This window comes from Streptomyces sp. MK7 (genome assembly GCF_032658145.1).
Lineage (GTDB): Bacteria > Actinomycetota > Actinomycetes > Streptomycetales > Streptomycetaceae > Streptomyces > Streptomyces spiralis.
Genome location: NZ_JAVACL010000008.1, coordinates 106,707 through 127,495 on the forward strand (window position 1 = coordinate 106,707; position 20,789 = coordinate 127,495).

A 20,789-nucleotide genomic window follows, 5' to 3' on the forward strand; every position below is an offset into this window, starting at 1 on the left:
TGTCGTTTCACGACGTGTTGGAGCACGAGGCACCCTCGGCGGCATCGAGGAAACTTCGATCCGACTCTTGTGCACCCCTAGGGCTTCACTTAACCTCGCAGCAACATCGAAGCGCTTCGACGCAGTGAGCCGCCCCTCGGGGACGACGGAACATCCTCCGAGGACCGCTTCAGCTCAGCCAGCTCCACTCGAGACAGCCAGCTCCACTCGGGACATCGAGACATCGGGACACCGCAGCCGACTGCGCCACCGCCAGGGTGCCCCGGTGCGCCACGAAGGGTTGACGCAATGACGAACGCCGCCCCCGCCTCCGCCGGCCCCAGCCGGAGAAGCTTCCTCGCCTCCACGGCGGTCGCCACCGCAGCCGTGGCCGGAGGAATGCCGCTGCTCGCCGCCTGCGGCGGCTCGGACAGCGGCTCGGGCGGGGGCACCTCGTCGGGCAAGGACGCGAAGAAGCTGTTGCCGGCCTACGTGGCCGGCAACGTGGTGACGCCGGACATCCCGTCCAAGAACGGCTCGGCGATGGGCTTCACCGGCAAGCTCGACATCGCCGGCCTGAAGACCTCGGTGCCGAAGAAGCTCGGCAAGGGCGGCAAGGTCACCGTCATGTCGCCGTTCTGGGGGTCCCCGCCGAAGCAGACCTGCGCCTACTACACCGCGGCGAACGACATGATCGGCGTCGACGTCCAGTGGCAGAACCAGGACGGCAACACCTACGACCAGAAGCTCGGCGCGGTCCTCGCCTCCAGCGACATCCCGGACGTGGTGGTCATCCCGGGCTGGAACATGACCGGCAAGATCCCCAGCGCCATCATCGGCAAGTTCGCCGACCTCGGTCCCTACCTGTCCGGCGACAAGGTCAAGGAGTACCCGAACCTGGCGGCGATCCCCGGTGACGCCTGGCAGCGCTCCATCTTCGGCGGCAGGCTGATGGGCCTGCCGATGCCCGCCTCGTACGTGCAGAACATCGTGCCCCTCTACCGCCAGGACATCTTCGACAAGCAGGGCTACGAAGTCCCGAAGTCCGCCGACGAGTTCATGGACCTGTGCAAGGAGATCAGCAGCCCCAAGGCCAAGCGGTGGGCCTGCGGCGACATGAAGTGGACCGCGTTCAACACCTTCGGCGTGATCAGCGGCGGGGAGAAGTCCCTCAGCTGGACCATGGTCGACGGCAGGATGACCCACCGCATGGAGACCCCGGAGTACCTGGAGGCGCTGGAGTGGACGCGCAAGCTGTTCGCCGCCGGCTACGTCCACCCCGACTTCAGGCTGGGCAAGAGCCAGGCCACCGACCCCAGCTCCAAGTTCGCCGCCGGCGAGTTCCTGATCTGGAACAACGACATCTCCAACTGGTACGGGCAGCAGGCGATCCAGGCCGCCCAGAACCCGGACTTCAAGGTCTGGGGCATGGACCTGTGGGGCCATGACGGCGGCAACCCCGTCCTGTGGGCCGCGAACCCGGCCTCCATCTTCGCCTTCGTCAACAAGAAGGCCTCCGAGTCCGTCATCCACGACGCGCTGGCCGTCGCCAACGTCACCGCGGCGCCGTACGGCACCAAGGAGTGGATGATGACCAACTACGGTATCGAGGGCACCCACTACACGCTGAAGAACGGCGTGCCCGTCAAGACCGACAAGGGCAACCTCGAGGTCGCCAACGCCTACGTCATGGTCGCCAGCCCCGCCGCGACCATCGCCCACCCCGACTTCCCGGACTACACCAAGGGCATGGTCGAGTGGCAGCAGCGGATGGGCTCCTTCACCAGGAAGTCGTCCTTCTGGGGCCTGCAGGTCGTCGAGCCCAACCGCTACGCCGGCCTCACCAATGACATGGAGCAGCTCGAGGACGACATCGCCCGCGGCCACAAGAAGATCAGCGACATGCAGCAGTTCATCTCCGACTGGAAGAGCAAGGGCGGGGACAAGCTGCGCGACTGGTACAAGAAGCTCCTCGACGACAACGGCTCCGCGGCGAGCTGACCCGGCACTGAGGCAAGGAGATCGGCCGTGTCCCACAGCACGGTGCCTCGGAGCGATGCCGAGGCCAGTACGCCGGTGAAGACCCCGGTGGCGTCCGGCGACGCCACCGTTTCCCGGGAGAAGCGGGAGAAGAAGAAGGAGCCGGGCCGACCGGGCTTCCGCCTCAGGTTCCGACGCGACCGGGTCCTGCTCCTGATGACGCTGCCGGCCGTCGTCCTGGTCCTGGTCTTCAACTACCTGCCCATCCTCGGCAACGTCGTCGCCTTCCAGGACTACGACCCGTACATCAGCGACAACGGCGTCGTCTCGATCCTGCACAGCCCCTGGGTGGGGCTGGAGAACTTCCAGCGGATCTTCGAGGACTCGGCCTTCTGGAACGCCGTCCAGAACACCCTGGTGCTGTTCTTCCTCCAGCTCGTCCTGTACTTCCCGGTCCCGATCATGCTCGCCCTGCTCATCAACAGCGTGGCCAGGCCCCGGGTCCGGGCGATCTCGCAGGCGGTCCTCTACCTGCCGCACTTCTTCTCCTGGGTGCTGGTCATCGCCGTCTTCCAGCAACTCTTCGGCGGCGCCGGGCTGTTGTCGCAGCTGCTGCGGCAGCACGGCTTCGACGGACTGGACATCATGTCCGACCCGTCGACCTTCAAGTTCCTCGTCACCGCGCAGACCGTGTGGAAGGACGCCGGGTGGGGGATCATCGTCTTCCTCGCCGCGCTGGCCTCCGTCCCGCCGGACCTGTACGAGGCCGCAGCGATGGACGGCGCCGGGCGCCGGCGGCGGATGTGGCACGTCACCCTGCCCGCGCTGCGGCCGGTGATCGCCCTGCTGCTGGTGCTGCGCGTCGGTGACGCGCTGACGGTCGGCTTCGAGCAGATCCTGCTCCAGCGCGACGCCGTCGGACCCGGAGCGGGGGAGGTCCTCGACACCTTCGTGTGGTGGAACGGCGTGCGCAACCAGGACTTCGGCTACGCGGCCGCCGCCGGCCTCGTCAAGGGCGTCGTCAGCATCGGACTGGTGCTCGCCGCGAACAAGGTGGCCCATCTCATGGGCGAGCAGGGGGTGTACAAGAAGTGACCGCCGTCATCGACAAGCCCGTGCGTGAGCCCGCCGCCCGGCGGGGCCGGTGGGCCGCCCCGCCCCGGCCCGTGTGGGAGGAGGAACCCGGCAGGGCCGGCCTGGCGGGCAAGGGGCTCGTCCTCGCCCTCGCCTGTCTGGGGATCCTTTTTCCGCTGTGGATCGTCGTGGTCACCAGCCTGTCCTCCCGCAGGACCATCGACGAGGCCGGCGGGCTGGTGATGGTGCCCAAGGGGATCACCTTCATCGCCTACAAGGAACTCCTCAGCGGGGGGCAGGTCACCCGGGCCGCGGTCATCAGCGTGCTGATCACGCTGGTCGGCACGCTGTTCTCGATGACGGTGTCCGTCCTGTGCGCGTACGGGCTCTCGCGGACCGGTTCGCTGGGACATCGATGGGTCCTGATGATCCTGCTGGCGACCATGTTCTTCAGCGCCGGCCTGATTCCGACGTATCTGCTCGTGCAGTCCCTCGGGCTGACGGACACCTATCCGGCGCTGATCCTGCCCAGCGCGATCAGCGTGTTCAACATCCTCGTCCTGCGCGGATTCTTCATGGGGATCTCCCAGGAGCTCATCGACAGCGCCCGGATCGACGGGGCCGGGGACTTCCGGATCCTGTGGCGGATCGTGATGCCCCTGTCGCGGGCGGTGCTGGCGGTCATCACGCTGTTCTACGCCGTCGGGTACTGGAGTGCCTGGTTCAACGCGTCGCTGTACCTCAACAGCCAGGGCATGATGCCGTTGCAGAACGTCATGATCCAGTTGGTGCAGAAGCAGCAGGCCCCGGTGGGGCTGGGGCAGGCCATCAGGACCGGGCAGCTGTCGGGGCTGGCCGTGCAGATGGCGGTCATGGTCATGGCGCTGCTGCCGGTGGCCGTACTGTCGCCGTTCGTCCAGAAGCACTTCAGGAAGGGCATGCTGACGGGGGCGGTGAAGGGGTGAACTCCTCCTCGCCGTACGGTCCTCACAGGCGGCCGACCCTCGCCGCCGCCACCCGGGGCCGCATCCTCTTCGGCGGCGACTACAACCCCGAGCAGTGGCCCGAGGAGACCTGGCAGGAGGACGTCCGGCTGATGAAGGACGCCGGCGTCAACTCCGTCACCCTCGGTGTCTTCTCCTGGGCTAAGCTCGAACCACGCTGGGGAGCACGGGAGTTCGGCTGACTCGACCGGCTCATGGACCTGATGGACCTGAGCGGCATCGGCGTCGTCGTCGCCACCCCCACCTCCTCGCCCCCGCCCTGGATGGGCCGCCTGCACCCCGAGACCCTGCCGCGCGACGAGGACGGCCGCACCGAGTGGTGGGGCGGCCGTCAGCACTTCTCGCACTCCAGGCGACCTACCGCCGCTACGCCGCCGCCATCACCGAGGACCTGGCCGCACGGTACGCCGGCCACCCCGCCCTGACCCTGTGGCACATCAACAACGAGTACTGCACCTACGACTACGGCGACGAGGCCGCCGCCGCGTTCCGCCGCTGGCTGCGCGCGAAGTACGTGACCCTCGACGCCCTCAACGCCGCCTGGGGGCACCGCCTTCCGGAGCGCGTCGAAGACGTACCGGCCCCGTACACCAGTCTGCGATGCAGTGCGTGCGGATGGATCGACAAGAACTCGCGCAGGAGCCAAGCCGGGTTCTGCTGCTCCTCCTGCGGCTTCACCTGCAACGCCGACAACAACGCTGCAACCGACGTCGCGGCAGGACAGGGCGGGATCCCCCGCCCCAGGCGCCAAGCCTGTGCCGGAGGGACGACACCGCCCGCACAGCGATCGAGCGTCCGTGAACCTCAACCCAGCTGGGTTGGAATCCCCCTCTTTCAAGAGGGGGAGGATGTCAATCCACCCCGGACCGGCTCGTCCTGCTCCCCGCGCTCCCGGCCGGCTGCCCCGAGGGCGAACTGCGGGGCGTGCGCACCCGGTTCGGCGCCGAGCTGGACCTCACCCGGGCCCGCGGAAGGGCGACCGCCGTCCTGCGCCCGGCCCGTACCCACCGCATCGAACTCAGGACTCCCTCCGGGGTCCGACCGCTCGACCTGGTCGCCGGAGAGGACCACGTCCTCGACCTGGGGACGTCGTGACACCGCAGTTCCCCCGCGACCCCCCATACGCCCCACCTCGTCGTCCGGCGGGCCGAACTTCACCACCGACAGCCTGAGCGTCAGCAGCAGCTGACCTACCCGCCCGCATGGGTGCGCGGCCGGTCCCTCCCCTGTGGGACCGGCCGCACGTCCGTGCCGGGGCCGTGCTACTCGGTGATCGGCAGCCGAGCCCCGTCCCGCAGGAACAGCGGGATCCGGTCCAACGGCGCGTCGACGGTGACGGTCCGACCGCCCTCGTACGTCGCACCCGTCCACGCGTCCGTCCACCGCGCGCCCGCCGGGAGATATGCCGTACGGGCCGTGGCGCCGGCCGTCAGCACCGGGGCCACCAGCAGATCGCGGCCGAAGAGGTAGGCGTCGTCCACGGTCCAGGCCGCCCGGTCCCCGGGGAACTCCAGGAACAGCGGCCGCATCACGGGCAGCCCCTCCTCGTGGGCCTCCCGCATCACCGAGAGCACGTACGGCCTGAGCCGCTCGCGCAGCCGCAGGTACTTCACCAGGACCGGGTAGGCCTTCTCGCCGTAGGACCAGACCTCGTTGGGGCCGCCGGTCATCTCCGGGCCCAGCGGCATGCCCGGGTCGCGGAAGCCGTGCAGGCGCATCAACGGCGACAGCGCGCCGAACTGGAACCAGCGGACCAGCACCTCCCGGTAGGCCGGGTCGTCCGGGTCGCCGCCGTGGAAGCCGCCGATGTCGGTGTTCCACCACGGGATGCCGGACAGAGCGGTGTTGAGCCCGGCCGCGATCTGGCGGCGCAGGGTGGCGAAGTCGGTGCCGATGTCACCCGACCACAGGGCCGCGCCGTGGCGCTGACTGCCCGCCCACGCCGAGCGGTTGAGGGTGACGACCTCCTCGCGGCCCGAGGCCAGCATGCCCTCGTGGAACGCGCGGGCGTTCTCCAGCGGATAGAGGTTGCCGACCTCCGGTCCCGGACCCGCCCAGTAGCGCAGGTTCTCCTGGAACCCCGGCTTCAGCTCCGGCTCGCAGGCGTCCAGCCAGAAGGACTCGATGCCGTAGGCGTCCAGGTAGTTCTCCTTCACCTTCGACCACACGAACTCCCGCGCCTCGGGGTTGGTGGCGTCGTAGAAGGCGACCTGGACGGTGGAGGCGACCTCCTTGTCCGGCCAGTCGGCGTGTGCCGGCGGGCCGTACTGGGTGCCGATGAAGTAGCCGCGCTGCTCCATCACGGGGTGGTTCTCGCTCAGCGGAGACACCGACGGCCAGACGCTGACCACCAGCTTGATGCCCAGCTCGTCCAGCTCGCGGACCATCGCGGCCGGGTCCGGCCACTCCTTCGGGTCGAACTTCCACTCGCCGAGGTGGGTCCAGTGGAAGAAGTCGCAGACGATGGCGCTGATCGGCAGCCCGCGCCGCTTGTACTCGCGGGCCACGGCGAGGAGTTCGTCCTGGGTGCGGTAGCGCAGCTTGCACTGCCAGAAGCCCGCCGCCCACTCCGGCAGCATCGGGGTGCGGCCGGTCACCGCGCTGTAGCGGCGCTGGGTGTCGGCGGGGGTGCCGGTGGTGATCCAGTAGTCGATCTGCCGGGCCGAGTCGGCCACCCAGCGGGTGCCGTTCGCGGCCAGCTCGACGCGGCCGATCGCCGGGTTGTTCCACAGCAGGGTGTAGCCGCGGCTGGAGGTGAGCACCGGCACGGAGACCTCGGCGTTGCGCTGGACCAGGTCCTGCACGGTGCCCTTCTGGTCCAGCAGACCGTGCTGGTGCTGGCCGAGGCCGTACAGCTTCTCGTCGTCGTACGCGGCGAAGCGCTGCTCCAGGCGGTGGTGGCCGCCTCCGACGGCGGTGTAGAGGCGGGGGCCGGGCCACCAGAAGTGCGCCCGCTCCTCGGACAGCAGTTCGCCGTCGTCCTCGGTGCGCAGGAAGCGGATCATGCCCTCGGCGTCCATGTCGACGGTGAGCGCGCCGACGGTCAGGCGCCCCCGGCCGTCCTCGACCCTGACGGTGGCGCCGGTGGCCGGGGCGTCGGGCAGGAGCGCGCCGGGCAGGCCCTTGAGGACCGGGCCGCCGAGCCGGGCACGGACCCGGACCGCGTCCGGCCCCCACGGCTCGATGCGCACGGTCTCCTGGCGGCCGCTCCACTCCAGCGCACCGTCCCGCTCGCGGAACGTGCCGACGGTGGGTGAGGACTGGGCGAGGCCGGCCTTGGGCCGGAGCGCGGCGGGCGCCTCGGCGGGCGTTTCCGCGGGTGCCTCGGGGAGCGTTTCGGGCGGTGCTGCGGCGGGCTGATTCACGGGCGTGCTCCTGAAGGGTGCGGGCAGGGCTGTGCCCCCGGCGGAGAGAGCTCCGCATACGGAGGGAGGATCAGGGCGCGTACGGCGTGGGGCGGGGTGGGGCGCGGAGCGTGTGTGGGCGGTGTGTTCGGATCGGGGTGCGGAGGGCGTGCGGGCGGCTCGGTACGCGGAGGGCGTGGGGCGGTGCGCGTGGGTCAGGGTGCGGACGGGGCCGGTCCCGAGCTGGCCCGGACGGTGAGTTCGGGGGCGAGGAGCGTCACCTCGTCCCGGCCGCGCCCGTCGAGCTTGGCCACCAGGTGCTCGACCGCGCGGCGGCCCATCTCCTGGGCGGGGACCGCGACGGAGGTCAGCCGCACCGAGGCCTGGACGGCGACCTGCTCCGGGCAGATCGCGACCACCGACACGTCCTCGGGCACGGCCCGGCCCTGCTGGCGCAGCAGGGCGAGCAGCGGTTCCACCGCGGACTCGTTCTGCACGACGAAGCCGGTGGTGCCCGGACGCTCGTCGAAGATGCGGGCGAGGGTCGCCGCCATCGCGTCGTACCCGCCCTCGCAGGGGCGGTGCAGCACCTTCAGGCCCAGCTCCCGGGCGCGGGAGCGCAGCCCGTCCAGGGTGCGTTCGGCGAAACCGGTGTGCCGCTCGTAGACGGCGGGCGCCTCGCCGATGACAGCGATGTCGCGGTGGCCCAGCACCGCCAGGTGTTCCAGGCACAGCGCACCCGTCGCGCCCCAGTCCAGGTCGACGCAGGTCAGACCGGTGGTGTCGGCGGGCAGGCCGATCAGGACCGAGGGCTGGCCGGTCCCGCGCAGCAGCGGCAGCCGCTCGTCCTGGAGTTCGACGTCCATGACGATCATCGCGTCGGCCAGTCCGCTGCCGGTCACCCGGCGCACGGCGTCGGGGCCCTCCTCGCCGGTGAGCAGCAGGACGTCGTAGCCGTGGGTGCGGGCGGTGGTGGCCACCGCGATGGCGATCTCCATCATCACCGGCACGTACATGTCCGTGCGCAGTGGGATCATCAGAGCGATGATGTTCGACCGGCTGCTGGCCAGGGCGCGGGCGCCGGCGTTCGGGTGGTAGCCGAGCTCCCGGATGCTCTGCTCGACCCGCTGCCGGGTGCCCGCGGAGATGGACCGCTTGCCGCTGAGGACATAGCTCACCGTGCTCGCCGAGACTCCGGCGTGCTGGGCGACCTCGGCGAGGGTGACCATCCAGCTCTCCAAGATCTGTGAAGCGCTTCGACGCGCGCGCGTTTCCGACAAGGGCTGTGTCAGGGTGTTTCGACAGTAGCTTCAGTGAGTGTGGGTGTCCATAGTCTGTCGAAGCGCTTCGACTCCCTCGCTCGCCTTCCCCGCGGGACGAGCGCTGACGCGGGCGGTGACCCGCGACCGGACTCCTCGGCCGATCCTCGGCGCAACTCCCCTGACCGGAACGTCCACCGTGTCATCATGGCGCTTGCCGTGGCACCGGGGGCGGTGCCGTTACGGGGACGCGAGGGGGGCTCGTGGGGACGACGGTGCTGGGGGAGCTGCGCGGGGCGCAGAAGTCGGCGAAGGGCGTGTCGCTGTACTCGCGGTACGTGAACCGGCCGGCGGGCCGCTACCTGGCGGCGGTCGCGTACCGGGCGGGGCTCAGCCCGAACCAGGTCACGCTGGTCAGCGCGGTGTTCACCCTGGCGGGCATCGCCGCCGTGGCCCTCGTACGCCCCTCCTGGCCGCTCGCCCTGGCGGTGTACGCCGCCCTGGCCGTCGGCTTCGCCTTCGACTCCGCCGACGGGCAGCTCGCCCGGCTCACCGGGAAGGGCGGACCGGCGGGGGAGTGGCTGGACCACGTGGTGGACTGCGTGAAGATGGTCGCCCTGCACACGGCGGTGCTGATCTCCTTCTACCGCTTCTTCGACCTCCCGGGCGACGGCTGGCTGCTGCTCCCGCTCGGCTTCCAGCTGGCGGCCGTGGTCACCTTCTGCGGGGGCCTGCTCACCGAGCAGCTCAAGCGCGCCGCCACCCGGGCTGGCGCCCCGGCCGCCACCCGGGCGGCCCCGGAGACGGCCGGGAACCCGGGCGGCGGCGCGCCGGCCGCGGCCCCGCCCTCCCGGCTGCGGGCGGTCGCCCTGCTGCCGGTGGACTACGGGGTGTTCTGCCTGGTGTTCCTCACGCTGGGCGCGCCCGGGCTGTTCCGCGCGGTCTACGCCGTCCTCGCCGCGGTGCACGCCGTCTTCCTCGTGGCGTTCCTCGCCAAGTGGTTCAGGGAGCTGTCCGCGCTTCCCCGGAACCCGGCGTGACCAGCGCGTCCAGCGCCCTGGTGAGCAGGGTGCTGGAGGTGTGGACGGTGTACGGGAAGTACACGACCTCCACGCCGACGGCCGCGAAGTCGCGCTCGAGCTTCTCCCCCTTCTCGGTGCCCCGCCAGTCGTCGCCCTTGAAGATCACGTCGAAGCGGACCTGCTTCCAGGTCTCCAGCTTGTCGGGCACGGTCTCCACGAACGCCGCGTCCACGTGCCGGACGCTGCGCACGATCTCCAGCCGCTCCGGCAGCGGGACCACGGGCCTGCGCCCCTTGGCGAGCTCGGCCATCTCGTCCGACACCACACCGGCGACGAGGTAGTCGCACTGGCTGCGGGCATGGCGCAGGATGTTCAGGTGGCCGATGTGGAACAGGTCGTAGACCCCGGGTGCATAACCGACACGATGGACCATGCGTTCTCCCCCCACGGTGAACGTCACGAGTGCGCGTCACGAGTGACCGCCACGGCGGACGCCGTGCGCATGCCGCGGCGAACGCCCACCCGTCGAAACCACTCGTCAAAGACGATTGACGGTCCAACGACCTTACTGTGAAGCCGCCCTGGAGATCCGGTGAACGGTTAAGGTGGACCAGGATCACTTCTGGGGGGAAGGGGACCAGTGTTGACCGGATTCGAGTCCGGCCGGGCCGGCGAGGGGCAGGACCAGGGGGGCGCGCTCACCGGCCGCTGCCTGCTGCTGGTCTCCACCAACTACGCGCCCGAGCACACCGGCATCGGCCCCTACGCCACCCAGCTGGCCGAACACTGGGCGGCCCGCGGCGCCGACACCCACGTCCTGGCGGGCATGCCGCACTACCCCTCCTGGCGGCTCGACCCCGAGTACGCGGGCTTCTGGCGGACCACGGAGTCGCGCGGCGGCGTGACCGTGCACCGGCGCCGGCACACCGTGCCCGCCCGGCAGACCGCCCTGCGCCGGGCCCTGTTCGAGGCCTCGCTGCTCGCCCACCAGCTCGCCGCCCCGCCCCGCATGCCCCGCCCGCACGCCGTGGTCGCCCAGATGCCGTCCCTGGCGGGCGCGGTGGCCGCGGCCCGCATCGCCCGCCGCCACCGGGTGCCGTTCGTGCCCGTCGTACAGGATCTGATGGGCGCGGCGGCCGCGCAGAGCGGGATCAGCGGCGGCGACAAGGCGGCCGCCGCGGCCGCCCGCGCGGAGCGGTACGCGCTCGGCCGGGCCGCCCTGGTCGGCGTCATCCACGACAGCTTCCGGCCCCGCGTTCAGGCCATGGGCGTCGACCCGGCCCGCATCCGGCTGGTGCCCAACTGGTCCCATGTCGCCCGACCTTTGCGCCCGCGCGCCGAGACGCGGGCCCGCCTCGGCTGGGCCGAGGACCGTCAGGTCGTCCTGCACTCGGGGAACATGGGGCTGAAGCAGGGCCTGGAGGTACTCGTGGAGGCGGCCCGGCTCGATCCGGGCGTCGACGTCGTCCTCATGGGCGACGGCAATCAGCGCGCCGCCCTCCAGGAGGGCGCCCGCGACCTGCCCAACCTGCGCTTCCTCCCGCCCGCCGCCGAGGCCGACTTCCCCGACGTCCTCGCCGCCGCGGACGTCCTCGCGGTCACCCAGCGGGCCTCCGTGCTCGACATGAGCGTGCCGTCGAAGCTCACCTCCTACTTCGCCGCCGGACGACCCGTGATCGCCTCGGTGGCGGCCGAGGGCGGCACGGCCGACGAGGTGCGCCGCTCGGGCGCCGGGGTGCTGGTCCCGCCGGAGGACCCGGCGGCCCTGCTGAAGGCCCTGAAGGACCTGGCGGCCGACCCGGAGGCCGCCGACCGGCTGGGGGCCCGCGGCCCCGCGTACGTGGACGAGCGGCTCAGCCGCGCGGCCGGACTCGGCCGCCTGGACGACCTGCTCGCCGAGGCACTGGAACAGGGCACCACCGCCCACGAAGGAGCGGCACGCGCATGAACGAAGAGGCACGGGGGCAGCAGGACGAACCGGAACTCCTGCGCGACCAGGTGCAGCAAGTCCTGCGGCACCGCGTCCTGGTGGGCTCGGGCCTGCTCGCCGGCCTGCTCGCCGGCTCCTGGTTCGCCTTCGGCTCGGCGCCGACGTACGAGTCCTCCAGCGAGGTCCTCGTCCGCGCGGCCACCGTCAACCCGTACGTGTCGAACGGGGTCTCCGCCGACAAGCAGATCAACATCGGCAGCGAACGCCAGACCGCCGCGGGCAACGCGGTGGCCGCCCGCGCCGCGCAGAGGCTCGGCCGCGGCACCTCCGAGGTCGGCGCGCTTCAGAGCCACCTCCAGGTCACCAACCCGCCCAACACACTGGTGCTGAAGTTCTCCTACGTCGCCGGCACCCCCAGGGCCGCCGCCGAGGGCGCCAACGCGTTCGCCCAGGCATACCTCGACTACCGGGAGAAGCAGACCGAGGGCACCGTCGCCAAGATGGTCCAGGGCTACAAGGCGCAGCTCGACCCGCTCGCCAAGCAGCGCGACGACCTGATCAAGCAGATCAACCGGCTCCAGGGCGACACCGAGAAGAGCACCGTGCTGGCCGCGCAGGCCAACCTGCTCGGCCAGATCACCCAGCTCACCAACAACATCACCGAGCTGAAGTCCCTGGACACCACGGCGGGCTACGTCACGGTGACCGCCGAGCCCCCGAAGAAGGCCGAGGGACTGGGCACCCCGCTGCTGATCGCGCTCGGCGGCGTGCTCGGCCTGGCGGTCGGCCTGCTCGGTGCCTGGCTGCGGATGATCTTCGACCCGGCGGCCCGATCGGCCGAGACCGTGGCGCGCGCCCTGCGCGCCCCGGTCCTCGGCGCCCTGCCCAAGGCCCCCGACGGGCCGCTGCTCGCCGCCGACGACGACGCCCTCGCCGAGCAGTACCGCTCGGTGGCGTTCCGGCTGGCCTACGACCGCCACTTCGCCGACCGCCGCAGGCTGCTCGTCGTCGAGCCGAACGGCGAGGGCACCACCGCCGGGGCCGTCGCCGTCAACCTCACCGCCTGCTTCGCCGAGACCGGCATGTCCGCGCTGCTCGTCGAGGCCGACCTGCGCCGCCCGGGCCTGGCCGGCCGGCTGCCGGAGGCGTCCCGCGGACGCGCCACATGGGCCACCGGCCGCTCTGGCGACGGCACGCCGTGGCCCGCCGGCCGGATCGTCACGGTCGACGCGGGCGAGTCCGGCACGTTCGAACTCGTCCCCGGCACCCGGGTGCCGCACGTGGCGCGCACCCTCACCTCCCCGGCGACCACCCGCCTCCTGGACCAGGCGGACGCGCCCGGCACGACGGTCGTCGTCCTGGCCCCGCCCGTGCTGTCCTACGCCGACGCGCTCGCGCTGGTCGACCGCGTGGACGGGGTGGTCGTGGTCTGCGACCCGCGCACCACCGCCCGCACCGCGCTGGAACGGGTCCGTGAACTCATCGACGGGGCCGGCGGCCAGGTCCTCGGCGCCGTCCTGCACCCCGGCGCGCGCCGGCGGGGGAAGAAACGCCGCCGGGCCCCGAAGGCCGCCACCGTCCCGGCGCCCTCCACCCCGCTGCACGACGAGACCGTCCCCCTCAACACCCTGTCCTCGGGCAGCCGGTGAGAGCCCGCACCGCCGTCGTCTGCTCCGTCCTGGACCAAGCGGTCAGCGCGCTCACCAACATCGCCGTCCTGGTCCTGGTCGCCCGGCACAGCGAGGCCGCCACCTTCGCCGTGTTCGCCACCGCCTACGTCGTCTTCAGCGTGCTGCTGGGCGCGTTCGGGGCCTACGTCGGCCAGGAACTGGTGCTGCACCGGGGCGAGCCGGAGACCCTCGGGCGCGCCTGCCGCGGCGCCGCCGCGTTCACGGCGACCGCCTCCACCGTGCTGGGCGCCCTGCTCGCGGGCGGCGCCGCGCTGGCCTCCTCGGACGCGGCCGTGTACGGGGCGCTCGGTCTCGTCCTGCCGATCACCCTCACCCAGGACACCCTGCGGTACTGCTTCTCCGTGCTGCGCACCCCCCATCTCGCGCTCCTCACCGACCTGGTGCGGCTCGGCGCGGCACTGCCCCTGCTGGCCGTGCAGCCGAACGGCGCCTCCGCCGCCCGGACGACGCTGGCGTGGGGGCTGTCCGCGCTGCCCGCCCTGCTGCTCGCCTTGATCCTGCTGCGCCCGCACGTCCGCGGCGCGCGCACCGACCTGAGGCGCTATGTCGCCCGCGGCCACCTGGGCCGCCGCTTCCTGGTGGAGTTCGGCGTCGGCAACGCCACCAGCCAGCTCGCCGTCCTCGCGCTCGGCCTGTTCGCGACCCCGCTCGCGGTGGGCGCGCTGCGCGGCGCGACCACCCTCTTCGGCCCGCTGAACGTGGCCTTCAACGCGGCCACCGGCTTCGGCCCGCCCCTGCTCACCCGGCATACCGCGCCCCGGCGCGCGGCCCTGGCCGCGGGCTGCGCGCTCGCCGCGGTCGCGGCCGGCTGGGCGGCCGTCCTGTACGCGCTGCCCACCCGCTACGGCCGTCAGCTCCTCGGCGACACCTGGGAGTCGGCGGCCAAGGTGCTGCCCGCGACCGGCGCCCAGTACGCGGCCATGGCGTTCGGCGTGTGCGGGCTGCTCGCGCTGCGCGTGCTGGCGCCGCGCACCACGCTGCCGGTGCAGCTGGTGTTCTCGCCGGTCTCGGCCGGGCTGCTGCTCGCCGGGTACGCCTGGTCGGGCGTCGCCGGTGCGGCCTGGGGGCTGTGCGTCGGCTCGGTGCTCAAGGGCGCGGCGGCCTGGTGGCGGGCCGCCCGCCGGCCCGAGAGCAAGGCGGCCGTCAGCGCAGCTGCCGCCACCGCTCCGGGCGCAGTGTCGTGATCAGCGCCAGGCACATCACCCCGATCGCGATCCGCCCGGACGCCTGGAGCAGCGGCCCCCGCAGCAGGATGAAGGAGTAGCCGGCGACGAGCGGGACGGCCAGGGTGAGGATGCTCGCGGGGCCGGCCCGCACCACCTTGTGCGCGTAGCGCCGGTCCACCCGGGCCGCCACCCAGCCGATCAGCCCGAACCCGGCGACCATCCCCACCGAGCCGAAGTCCAGCCACAGTTCGGTCCACAGCGGGGAGGAGCGGTTGGTGTTGGCCGCCGCCATCCACTCGCTCACCATCACCCCGGTGTCCTTGGGCTTGGACGTCCACACCGAGCGCGGCACGAAGAACAGCACCGAACCGGTCAGCTGGCGGCCGTAGGTGTGGCCGTTGCCCGCGTCGACGTAGGTGATGGTGTTGGCGAACATCGCCATCTGGTCGTAGTCCTTCTCCACCAGCGGGTCGAGGACCGAGGAGTTCTGCCGGGCGGCGGGCGTGTTCGCGCTGTCGTAGCGGAACTTGTCCGCGAAGGGGAAGATCAGTACGGCCGCGGCGACGCCGAGCGTCAGCGCCGTGCGGTACATGGTGGGGCTCTGCGGGAACACCGTGAACAGCAGGGCGAGCAGCACGGTAAGGAACCAGTAACGCGGGTTGGAGACCGGGTTGTTGACGACCAGGTTCACCCCGGCCAGCGCGGCCAGCGTCAGCCACGGCAGCGGGCGCCTGCGCGCCCTGGGCGAGGTGATCAGCCAGCGCGTCACCACCATCAGCGCCAGCAGCGCCGGGACCGTGCCGAAGCCGCGCAGCATCGCCGTACCGGCCTGCGAGCCGCCGTCGCCCAGCCCGCTGTCGTCGATCGACTGGGTGATCTCCATCCGGCTGGAGAAGAACACCCCGAGCCCGCCGAGCTTGAGCACGAACAGCCCGCTGCCCGCGAACGCCAGCGCCACCAGCAGCGCCAGGCGCCGCCGGGCGACCATCGCGGGCCGGAACACGGTACGAGCCGTCGGCCCTACCCCGGGCCGCACCAGCAGGGCGCCGGCGTCGAAGGCCGCGCACGCCGCCAGCACCAGCCCGACCGCCAGCGCCAGATCGCTGCGGGAGCCCGCCACCGGCACCGGGTAGGTGCCCATGACGGCCTGCGCGAGCGGCGCGATGCCCATCGCCATGTAGACGAACAGCCAGAACGTGCCCTGGAGCAGCTTGCGGTGCCGGCCCAGGATCATCGTGGACAGCCGGGCGCCCGCGTACACCGTGAGGACCACTTGCAGCCAGTACGCCTGGTCGCGCAGCCCCGCGCCCTGGCGCAGCGTGACGAACGCGGGCAGCAGCACGGTCAGGCCCAGCACCAGTGGCAGCGCCAGCACCCGTCGCAGGGCGCCGGGCAGTACCCGCGCGACGGCGGGCGCCTCGACCGCGTGCGGCGCACGAGCCGCACGCGTCGCGTGAATTCCCGCCGCCATGAACCCCCCTGTCGCCTTTCGTTCACAGAGTCTACGGATTTGTGTGCGAGTGACGGTGGAAATCCCTAGGGTGGATCACGGAGGGGGAACGCGTGCGCGATCTACGAACGTTCACACTGTCCGGATACGACAAGGGGCGCGGGATCGTCACCCAGGCGCTCTGGTTCTGCGTGATGAACACGCTCTTCATGGCGTGGTTCTGCCCGGCCCGGCTGCGCGTGGCGCTGCTGCGGGCCTTCGGCGCGCGGATCGGCGAAGGGGTGCTGATCCGGCACCGGGTCCGGGTGCTGTGGCCGTGGAAACTGACCGTCGGCGACCACACGTGGATCGGCGAGGGCGCCTGGCTGCTGAACCTGGAGCCGGTCACCATCGGCTCCCATGTGTGCGTCTCCCAGGAGGCGCTGCTGTGCACCGGCAGCCACGACCACCGCACCACCGACTTCCGCTACCGCAACGCGCCGATCCGGGTGGAGGACGGCGCCTGGATCGCCGCACGGGCCACCGTGCTCGCCGGGGTGACCGTCGGACGGCACGCCGTGGTCTCCGCGGGCACGGTCCTGAACCGCGACCTGCCGGAGCTGACCCTGCACACGGCCGACGGCACCCGCGCGCTCGAGGAGCCCGCACCGCACCCGGCTGCGAAGGCGATGAAGGCCGTGAAGGAGCGCGCCCGGTGAGAGTCCTGCACGCCGTCACCCTGCACACCCCCACCCAGTCCTTCGGCGGCCCCGTCCGGGTCGCCGTGAACCTCACCACGGGGCTCGCCGCCCGCGGCGTCGACAGCAGGATCGTCGCCCTCGGCTCCGGCTTCGACGGGCCGCTGCCCACCGACGTCGACGGGCGCCCCGCCCGCCTCTACCCGGCCCGCCGGGTCCTGCCCGGCGCCGGCTTCAGCGGGATCACCTCACCCGCGCTGCTGGCCGCCGCCCGCCGCCTGGTGCGCGACGCCGACGTGGTCCACGTCCACCTCGCCCGCGACCTGGTGACCCTGCCCCTCGCGCTGGCCGCGCTCGGCGCCCGGCGCCCGCTGGTGGTGCAGACCCACGGCATGGTCGACCCCAGCGACAAGGCGCTCGCCAAGCTGCTCGACCTGCTCGCCGTACGCCGGGTGCTGCGCCGCGCCTCGGCCGTGCTGCACCTGACCTCCTACGAACGCAAGGCGCTGGACGCCGTGCTCGGCGGCCCCGACCCCGGCAACGGCGTACGGCTGGTCAACGGCGTCCCCGCGCAGGACCGCCGCCCGCACCCGCCCGGACCGCCCCGGCTGCTCTATCTGGCCCGTATGCACGCCCGCAAGCGCCCCGCCGACTTCGTCGCCGCCGCCCCCGAGGTGCTGCGCCGCCACCCCGACGCCCGCTTCGTGCTCGCCGGGGCCGACGAGGGCGAGCTGGGCACGGCGCTGAAACTGGCCGAGGAACTGGGCGTGGCCGCCTCCGTCGACTATCTGGGCACCCTCGCTCCGGGCGCCGTCCTGGACGAGCTGCGCCGCACCCATGTGCACGTCCTGCCGTCGGTGGACGAGCCGTTCCCGATGTCGGTGCTGGAGGCGCTGTCGGTGGGGGTGCCGTCGGTGGTGACCCCGACCAACGGGCTCGCCGACGACCTCGCCCGCACCGGCGCGGGCCGCGTCTGCCCGGACCGGCGGCACCTGGCCGGGCAGATCCTGGACCTGCTGGACGCCGGCACCGGCGAGCGCGCCTCGAAGGCCGCCTGGGAGCTGTCCCGTACGTCCTTCTCCCTGGACGCGGTCACCGACCGGCTCCACACCCTGTACGAGTCCCTGCGCTGAGCCCGCCCGCCGTGGGGGCCGCGTTCCGGCGGTCCCCACGCACGGTGCCGTCAGGTACGGGCCCAGGCGTAGCACCCGGTGGACGTGAACGTCTTCGTCCCCTTCCGCACGGTGATCGTGTGCTGCCGGCCCGAGGCGCCGTCCAGCGACCAGGAGCAGTCCTTCGACTCGGTCAGCGCACGGTAGGTGCCGGGCGCCGGAGCGGCGTGTGTGCCGTCCGCGTAGCCGCCCTCCGCCGCCGCGAGCAGCGGTTTCTGATCCGGGCACAGGCCGTTGACGGCGGCGTCGGCCCCCTTGATGTCACCCGCGATGACCGCGCCCACGGCCGCGTCCCGGTCGACCTTCGCCGTGTACGCGAGCCGGTCGCAGACGTCCTGCCCGGCCTGGAGGATCGCCGCCGGGTCCATGCCCTTGGGCACCCGGCCCGACAGGTACTTCTTCTCCTTCTTGGTGAACGACCCGGTGGCCGGGGTGAGTTCGGCGTCGGGAACCGTGGTGCGCGGACCCTGGGCGGTGCCGCCCGCCGCCTTCCGGCCGCCCGCCGAGGGCGTGGCGGACGACGGCGGGGCGGACGGGTCGTCCCCGGACGGTGCGGAGGCGGCCGGGGAGGCCGGGGCGGCCGGGCGCGGCGTCGCGCTCCCGTCCGCCCCGGTGTGCCGCCCGCCCTTGTCCGAGCTGCCGCAGCCGGCCAGCAGCAGCGGCGCCAGCAGGGCGAGCGCGGCCAGCGAGACTCTCTTCATCAGCCGCCCGTCCCCGCCTTGTAGTGGGCCAGGACCTGGCTCGCCGTCAGCGCCTTGCCGTAGACGGCCACCTCGTCGAGCCGCCCCGTGTAGAACCGGCTCGACGGCTGGTTCGGCCAGCCGTTCACGTTGTCCCCGCCGATCCGCCAGTAGCCCGTGAACGACTGGTTGCCGGTGACGAGCGCGTTGGCGGCGCGCAGGCTGCCGTCGACGTACAGCTTGATGCCGTCGGAGCCCTCGGTGGCGACCATGTGGTGCCATCTGCCGTCGTTGTACGACTGGGAGGTGGTGATCGTCTTCGCCGTCGTCGGGTGCACGCCGAAGACGAGCCGCCCGTTGTCGGTCATGTACACGTGCTTGTCGTAGAGGTTCGACACCAGCTGCACCTTGTTGCCGAAGCCGATGAGCCTGCCGCCGGTGGTGCTGGTGGTCTTGAACCACAGCTCCAGCGAGAAGGCGGACGGCGCGCCGTGCGGCTTGTCGGTGTACGTCCACTCGCTCTGCGAGCCGGTGTAGGCGATCGAACGGCCCGAACCGGCCGCCCCGTCCGCGACGGCCAGCGTCGGCGCGTTCCAGTGCACCCCGCTGTCGTCGCCGCGGGAGCTGTCGGCCGCGTACGCGCCGGAGGTCTCGTTGAAGCGCCAGTACAGGGAGGCGCCGTCACCGCGGACCTTCGCGGCGTAGGCGTCCGCCGCCGAGGCCACCCGCACCGACTGGGCGGCCGACTTGCCGGAGGTGTTGGTGCCGTCCGAGGCGGTGATCCGGTACGAGTGCGTCTCGCCCGCCGCCACGCTCGAGTCCGTCCATGTCAGCTGCGGCCGCGACCAGGGCAGCGAGTTGCCGGTCACCTGGTAGACCGGGGTGGTGCCGTCGTCCTTGTAGACGCGGTAGGTCAGGCTGCTGTCGTCGGTGTCGTAGCTGGAGCGCCAGTGCACCGCGACCTTGCCCGCCTCGGTGCTCTCCACCTGCACCTGCGGCACGGTCGGCGCGCCGGTGTCCGGTCCGGAGGAGACCCGGGTCAGGGACTGCTGGGCGCTGCCGTTGACGGTGGTGAACTCACCGCCCACCCACAGGTAGTCGGTGCCGTCCTTGGGGGCGAGGGCGAACGCCCGCGGGCCGATGCCCTCGCCGATGCCGTCGTTGGTGTCCGGGGCCCAGCCCACCAGGTGCGGGTCGTTGATGCCCTCGGCCAGCAGATGGCGCCGCTGGCCGTCCGGGTACTCGCCCATGGAGGAGCAGTCGTGGGCGTGCGAGGCGCTGTAGACCAGGCCCTTGTACAGCTGGAGCGCCTGGGTGGCGCCGAGGCAGGTGTCGCGCCAGCGCTGGGCGAAGGTGTCCGGGTCGAAGGCCGTGCGCCCGTCGAACACGCCGCCGCCGGTGCCCTCGTTGGCGGTGTAGACGCCCGTCGCGTCGGCGGTGATGTCCTTGACGACGGAGGTGTCCGGGAAGAAGCCGCGCGGGTAGGACCGGGTCACCGCGCCGGTGGTGGCGTCGGTGACGGCCAGGGTGTGCGAGTCGCTGCCGTTGACGGTGAAGAAGTCGCCGCCGACCGCGACGTGCCGGCCGTCCGCTGTCACCTGCACGGCCCGGCCGGGCGCGTCGGCGTTCACGGTCCACCCGGTCAGCTGCCCGGAGGTGTCCACGGCGGCGAACCGCTGCCGGGCGGTGCCGTTGACGCTGGTGAAGTCGCCGCCGAAGTAGACCGTGTCGCCGGTGACGGACAGGGCGCGCACGGTGGCCGGGACGGACGGGCGGAAGTCGGTGCGGGGCGTGCAGGTGGCGATGTCGATGGCGGCCAGGCTGCTCGCGCCGACCCCGTTGACCGCGCCGAAGTATCCGCCGGCGTACAGGGTGTTGCCGTCCGGGGACACCGCGAGCGCGCGCACCGTCGCGGTGCCGCTGCTCACCGTGAACGACAGCCGGCAGTCGGTGGGGGCGCCGGTCGCCGCGTCGAACGCCGCGAAGTTCACCGCGGACCACTCAGCGGGGTCTCCGGCGGCGGTGCCGGCGGGCCGGATCGCCGAGAAGGTGCCGCCGGCGAACACCACGCCGTGGGCCTGGGCAAGGGCCCACACGACGCCGTTGGCCTGCCAGGTCGGCAGCTTGTCGGCGGTCAGGGCGACCGGCGGGGTGAGCGCCCCGGCCTCGCCGGCGGTGAGCGGCAGGCAGAGCAGGGGAGTGGCGCAGGCCAGGGCGAGCGCGGTGAGGGTCTTGCGGCGTCCTGGTCCGCGCTGTCCCGGTCGTCCGGGGCGTATGGATCTGCCGTGCATGGTTTCTCCTAGCGGTGCGAGCGGGTGCGTCTGTGCTGTGGGGGCATCCCTGTGGAGCGGGGTGCCGGGC

15 protein-coding genes and 2 pseudogenes are annotated in these 20,789 nt (G+C 72.2%); 11 read left to right on the forward strand and 6 right to left on the reverse strand.

Features of this window, described 5'->3' with window-relative positions; genetic code table 11:
• Positions 1–288: 288 nt before the first annotated feature.
• The 5 genes and pseudogenes from R2S09_RS12870 to R2S09_RS12890 form a co-directional block, all read left to right on the forward strand.
• Complete coding sequence (locus tag R2S09_RS12870) at positions 289–1,980, forward strand: extracellular solute-binding protein (RefSeq protein ID WP_306190296.1); 1,692 nt, start codon at positions 289–291, stop codon at positions 1,978–1,980.
• 27 nt (positions 1,981–2,007) lie between these two features.
• A complete protein-coding gene (locus R2S09_RS12875) occupies positions 2,008–3,054 on the forward strand; it encodes an ABC transporter permease subunit (RefSeq protein WP_316741030.1) in 1,047 nt (348 codons plus the stop codon).
• A complete protein-coding gene (locus tag R2S09_RS12880) occupies positions 3,051–3,998 on the forward strand; it encodes a carbohydrate ABC transporter permease (protein WP_316741031.1) in 948 nt (315 codons plus the stop codon). Before R2S09_RS12875 ends, R2S09_RS12880 begins: the two co-directional genes overlap by 4 nt.
• A 131-nt stretch (positions 3,999–4,129) precedes the next feature.
• Positions 4,130–4,731 (forward strand): annotated as a pseudogene (locus tag R2S09_RS12885) (beta-galactosidase); the annotation flags it as partial.
• 158 nt (positions 4,732–4,889) lie between these two features.
• Positions 4,890–5,132 (forward strand): annotated as a pseudogene (locus tag R2S09_RS12890) (glycoside hydrolase family 95-like protein); the annotation flags it as partial.
• A 167-nt stretch (positions 5,133–5,299) separates the two neighbouring features.
• Here the strand turns inward: R2S09_RS12890 and R2S09_RS12895 are convergent.
• Together R2S09_RS12895 and R2S09_RS12900 are read right to left on the reverse strand one after the other, a co-directional pair.
• Positions 5,300–7,402, reverse strand: a complete 2,103-nt coding sequence (locus tag R2S09_RS12895; protein WP_316741032.1) for a glycoside hydrolase family 31 protein — start codon at positions 7,400–7,402, stop codon at positions 5,300–5,302.
• 194 nt (positions 7,403–7,596) lie between these two features.
• A complete protein-coding gene (locus tag R2S09_RS12900; protein WP_316741034.1) occupies positions 7,597–8,610 on the reverse strand; it encodes a LacI family DNA-binding transcriptional regulator in 1,014 nt (337 codons plus the stop codon).
• Positions 8,611–8,903: 293 nt separating this feature from the next.
• Here R2S09_RS12900 and R2S09_RS12905 point away from each other — a divergent pair, with 293 nt between their 5' ends.
• Positions 8,904–9,680 carry a CDP-alcohol phosphatidyltransferase family protein gene (locus tag R2S09_RS12905; protein ID WP_316741036.1) on the forward strand — a complete coding sequence of 259 codons (777 nt, stop codon included), beginning with the start codon at positions 8,904–8,906 and terminating at the stop codon, positions 9,678–9,680.
• Here the strand turns inward: R2S09_RS12905 and R2S09_RS12910 are convergent.
• Positions 9,643–10,095 carry an adenylyltransferase/cytidyltransferase family protein gene (locus tag R2S09_RS12910; protein WP_306190289.1) on the reverse strand — a complete coding sequence of 151 codons (453 nt, stop codon included), beginning with the start codon at positions 10,093–10,095 and terminating at the stop codon, positions 9,643–9,645. The genes R2S09_RS12905 and R2S09_RS12910 overlap by 38 nt on opposite strands.
• Positions 10,096–10,380: 285 nt before the next feature.
• On the opposite strand from R2S09_RS12910, the gene R2S09_RS12915 reads away from it, so the two are divergent.
• The 3 genes from R2S09_RS12915 to R2S09_RS12925 are packed head-to-tail and all read left to right on the forward strand — an operon-like array spanning position 10,381 to position 14,467.
• The gene (locus R2S09_RS12915; RefSeq protein WP_316741108.1) at positions 10,381–11,610 is read left to right on the forward strand and encodes a glycosyltransferase; all 1,230 of its coding nucleotides are present in this window, start codon (positions 10,381–10,383) and stop codon (positions 11,608–11,610) included.
• Positions 11,607–13,241, forward strand: coding sequence for a lipopolysaccharide biosynthesis protein (locus tag R2S09_RS12920; protein WP_306190288.1), 1,635 nt, complete (start codon positions 11,607–11,609; stop codon positions 13,239–13,241). Before R2S09_RS12915 ends, R2S09_RS12920 begins: the two co-directional genes overlap by 4 nt.
• Positions 13,238–14,467, forward strand: coding sequence for a hypothetical protein (locus tag R2S09_RS12925; RefSeq protein ID WP_316741037.1), 1,230 nt, complete (start codon positions 13,238–13,240; stop codon positions 14,465–14,467). The genes R2S09_RS12920 and R2S09_RS12925 overlap by 4 nt, the downstream gene beginning before the upstream one ends.
• Here R2S09_RS12925 and R2S09_RS12930 read toward each other — a convergent pair.
• Positions 14,427–15,920 carry a hypothetical protein gene (locus R2S09_RS12930; RefSeq protein WP_306190286.1) on the reverse strand — a complete coding sequence of 498 codons (1,494 nt, stop codon included), beginning with the start codon at positions 15,918–15,920 and terminating at the stop codon, positions 14,427–14,429. The two genes, R2S09_RS12925 and R2S09_RS12930, sit on opposite strands and share 41 nt — an antisense overlap.
• A 92-nt stretch (positions 15,921–16,012) precedes the next feature.
• Here R2S09_RS12930 and R2S09_RS12935 point away from each other — a divergent pair, with 92 nt between their 5' ends.
• Entirely contained in the window at positions 16,013–16,597 is a 585-nt protein-coding gene (locus tag R2S09_RS12935; protein ID WP_306190285.1) for a WcaF family extracellular polysaccharide biosynthesis acetyltransferase, read from the forward strand.
• Entirely contained in the window at positions 16,594–17,709 is a 1,116-nt protein-coding gene (locus tag R2S09_RS12940) for a glycosyltransferase (RefSeq protein ID WP_306190283.1), read from the forward strand. The genes R2S09_RS12935 and R2S09_RS12940 overlap by 4 nt, the downstream gene beginning before the upstream one ends.
• Positions 17,710–17,759: 50 nt before the next feature.
• On the opposite strand, the gene R2S09_RS12945 is transcribed toward R2S09_RS12940, so the two are convergent.
• The gene (locus R2S09_RS12945; RefSeq protein ID WP_316741039.1) at positions 17,760–18,449 is read right to left on the reverse strand and encodes a hypothetical protein; all 690 of its coding nucleotides are present in this window, start codon (positions 18,447–18,449) and stop codon (positions 17,760–17,762) included.
• Positions 18,449–20,719: a LamG-like jellyroll fold domain-containing protein gene (locus R2S09_RS12950; protein WP_316741041.1), complete on the reverse strand. Its 2,271-nt coding sequence runs from the start codon at positions 20,717–20,719 to the stop codon at positions 18,449–18,451. Before R2S09_RS12950 ends, R2S09_RS12945 begins: the two co-directional genes overlap by 1 nt.
• Positions 20,720–20,789 lie beyond the last annotated feature (70 nt).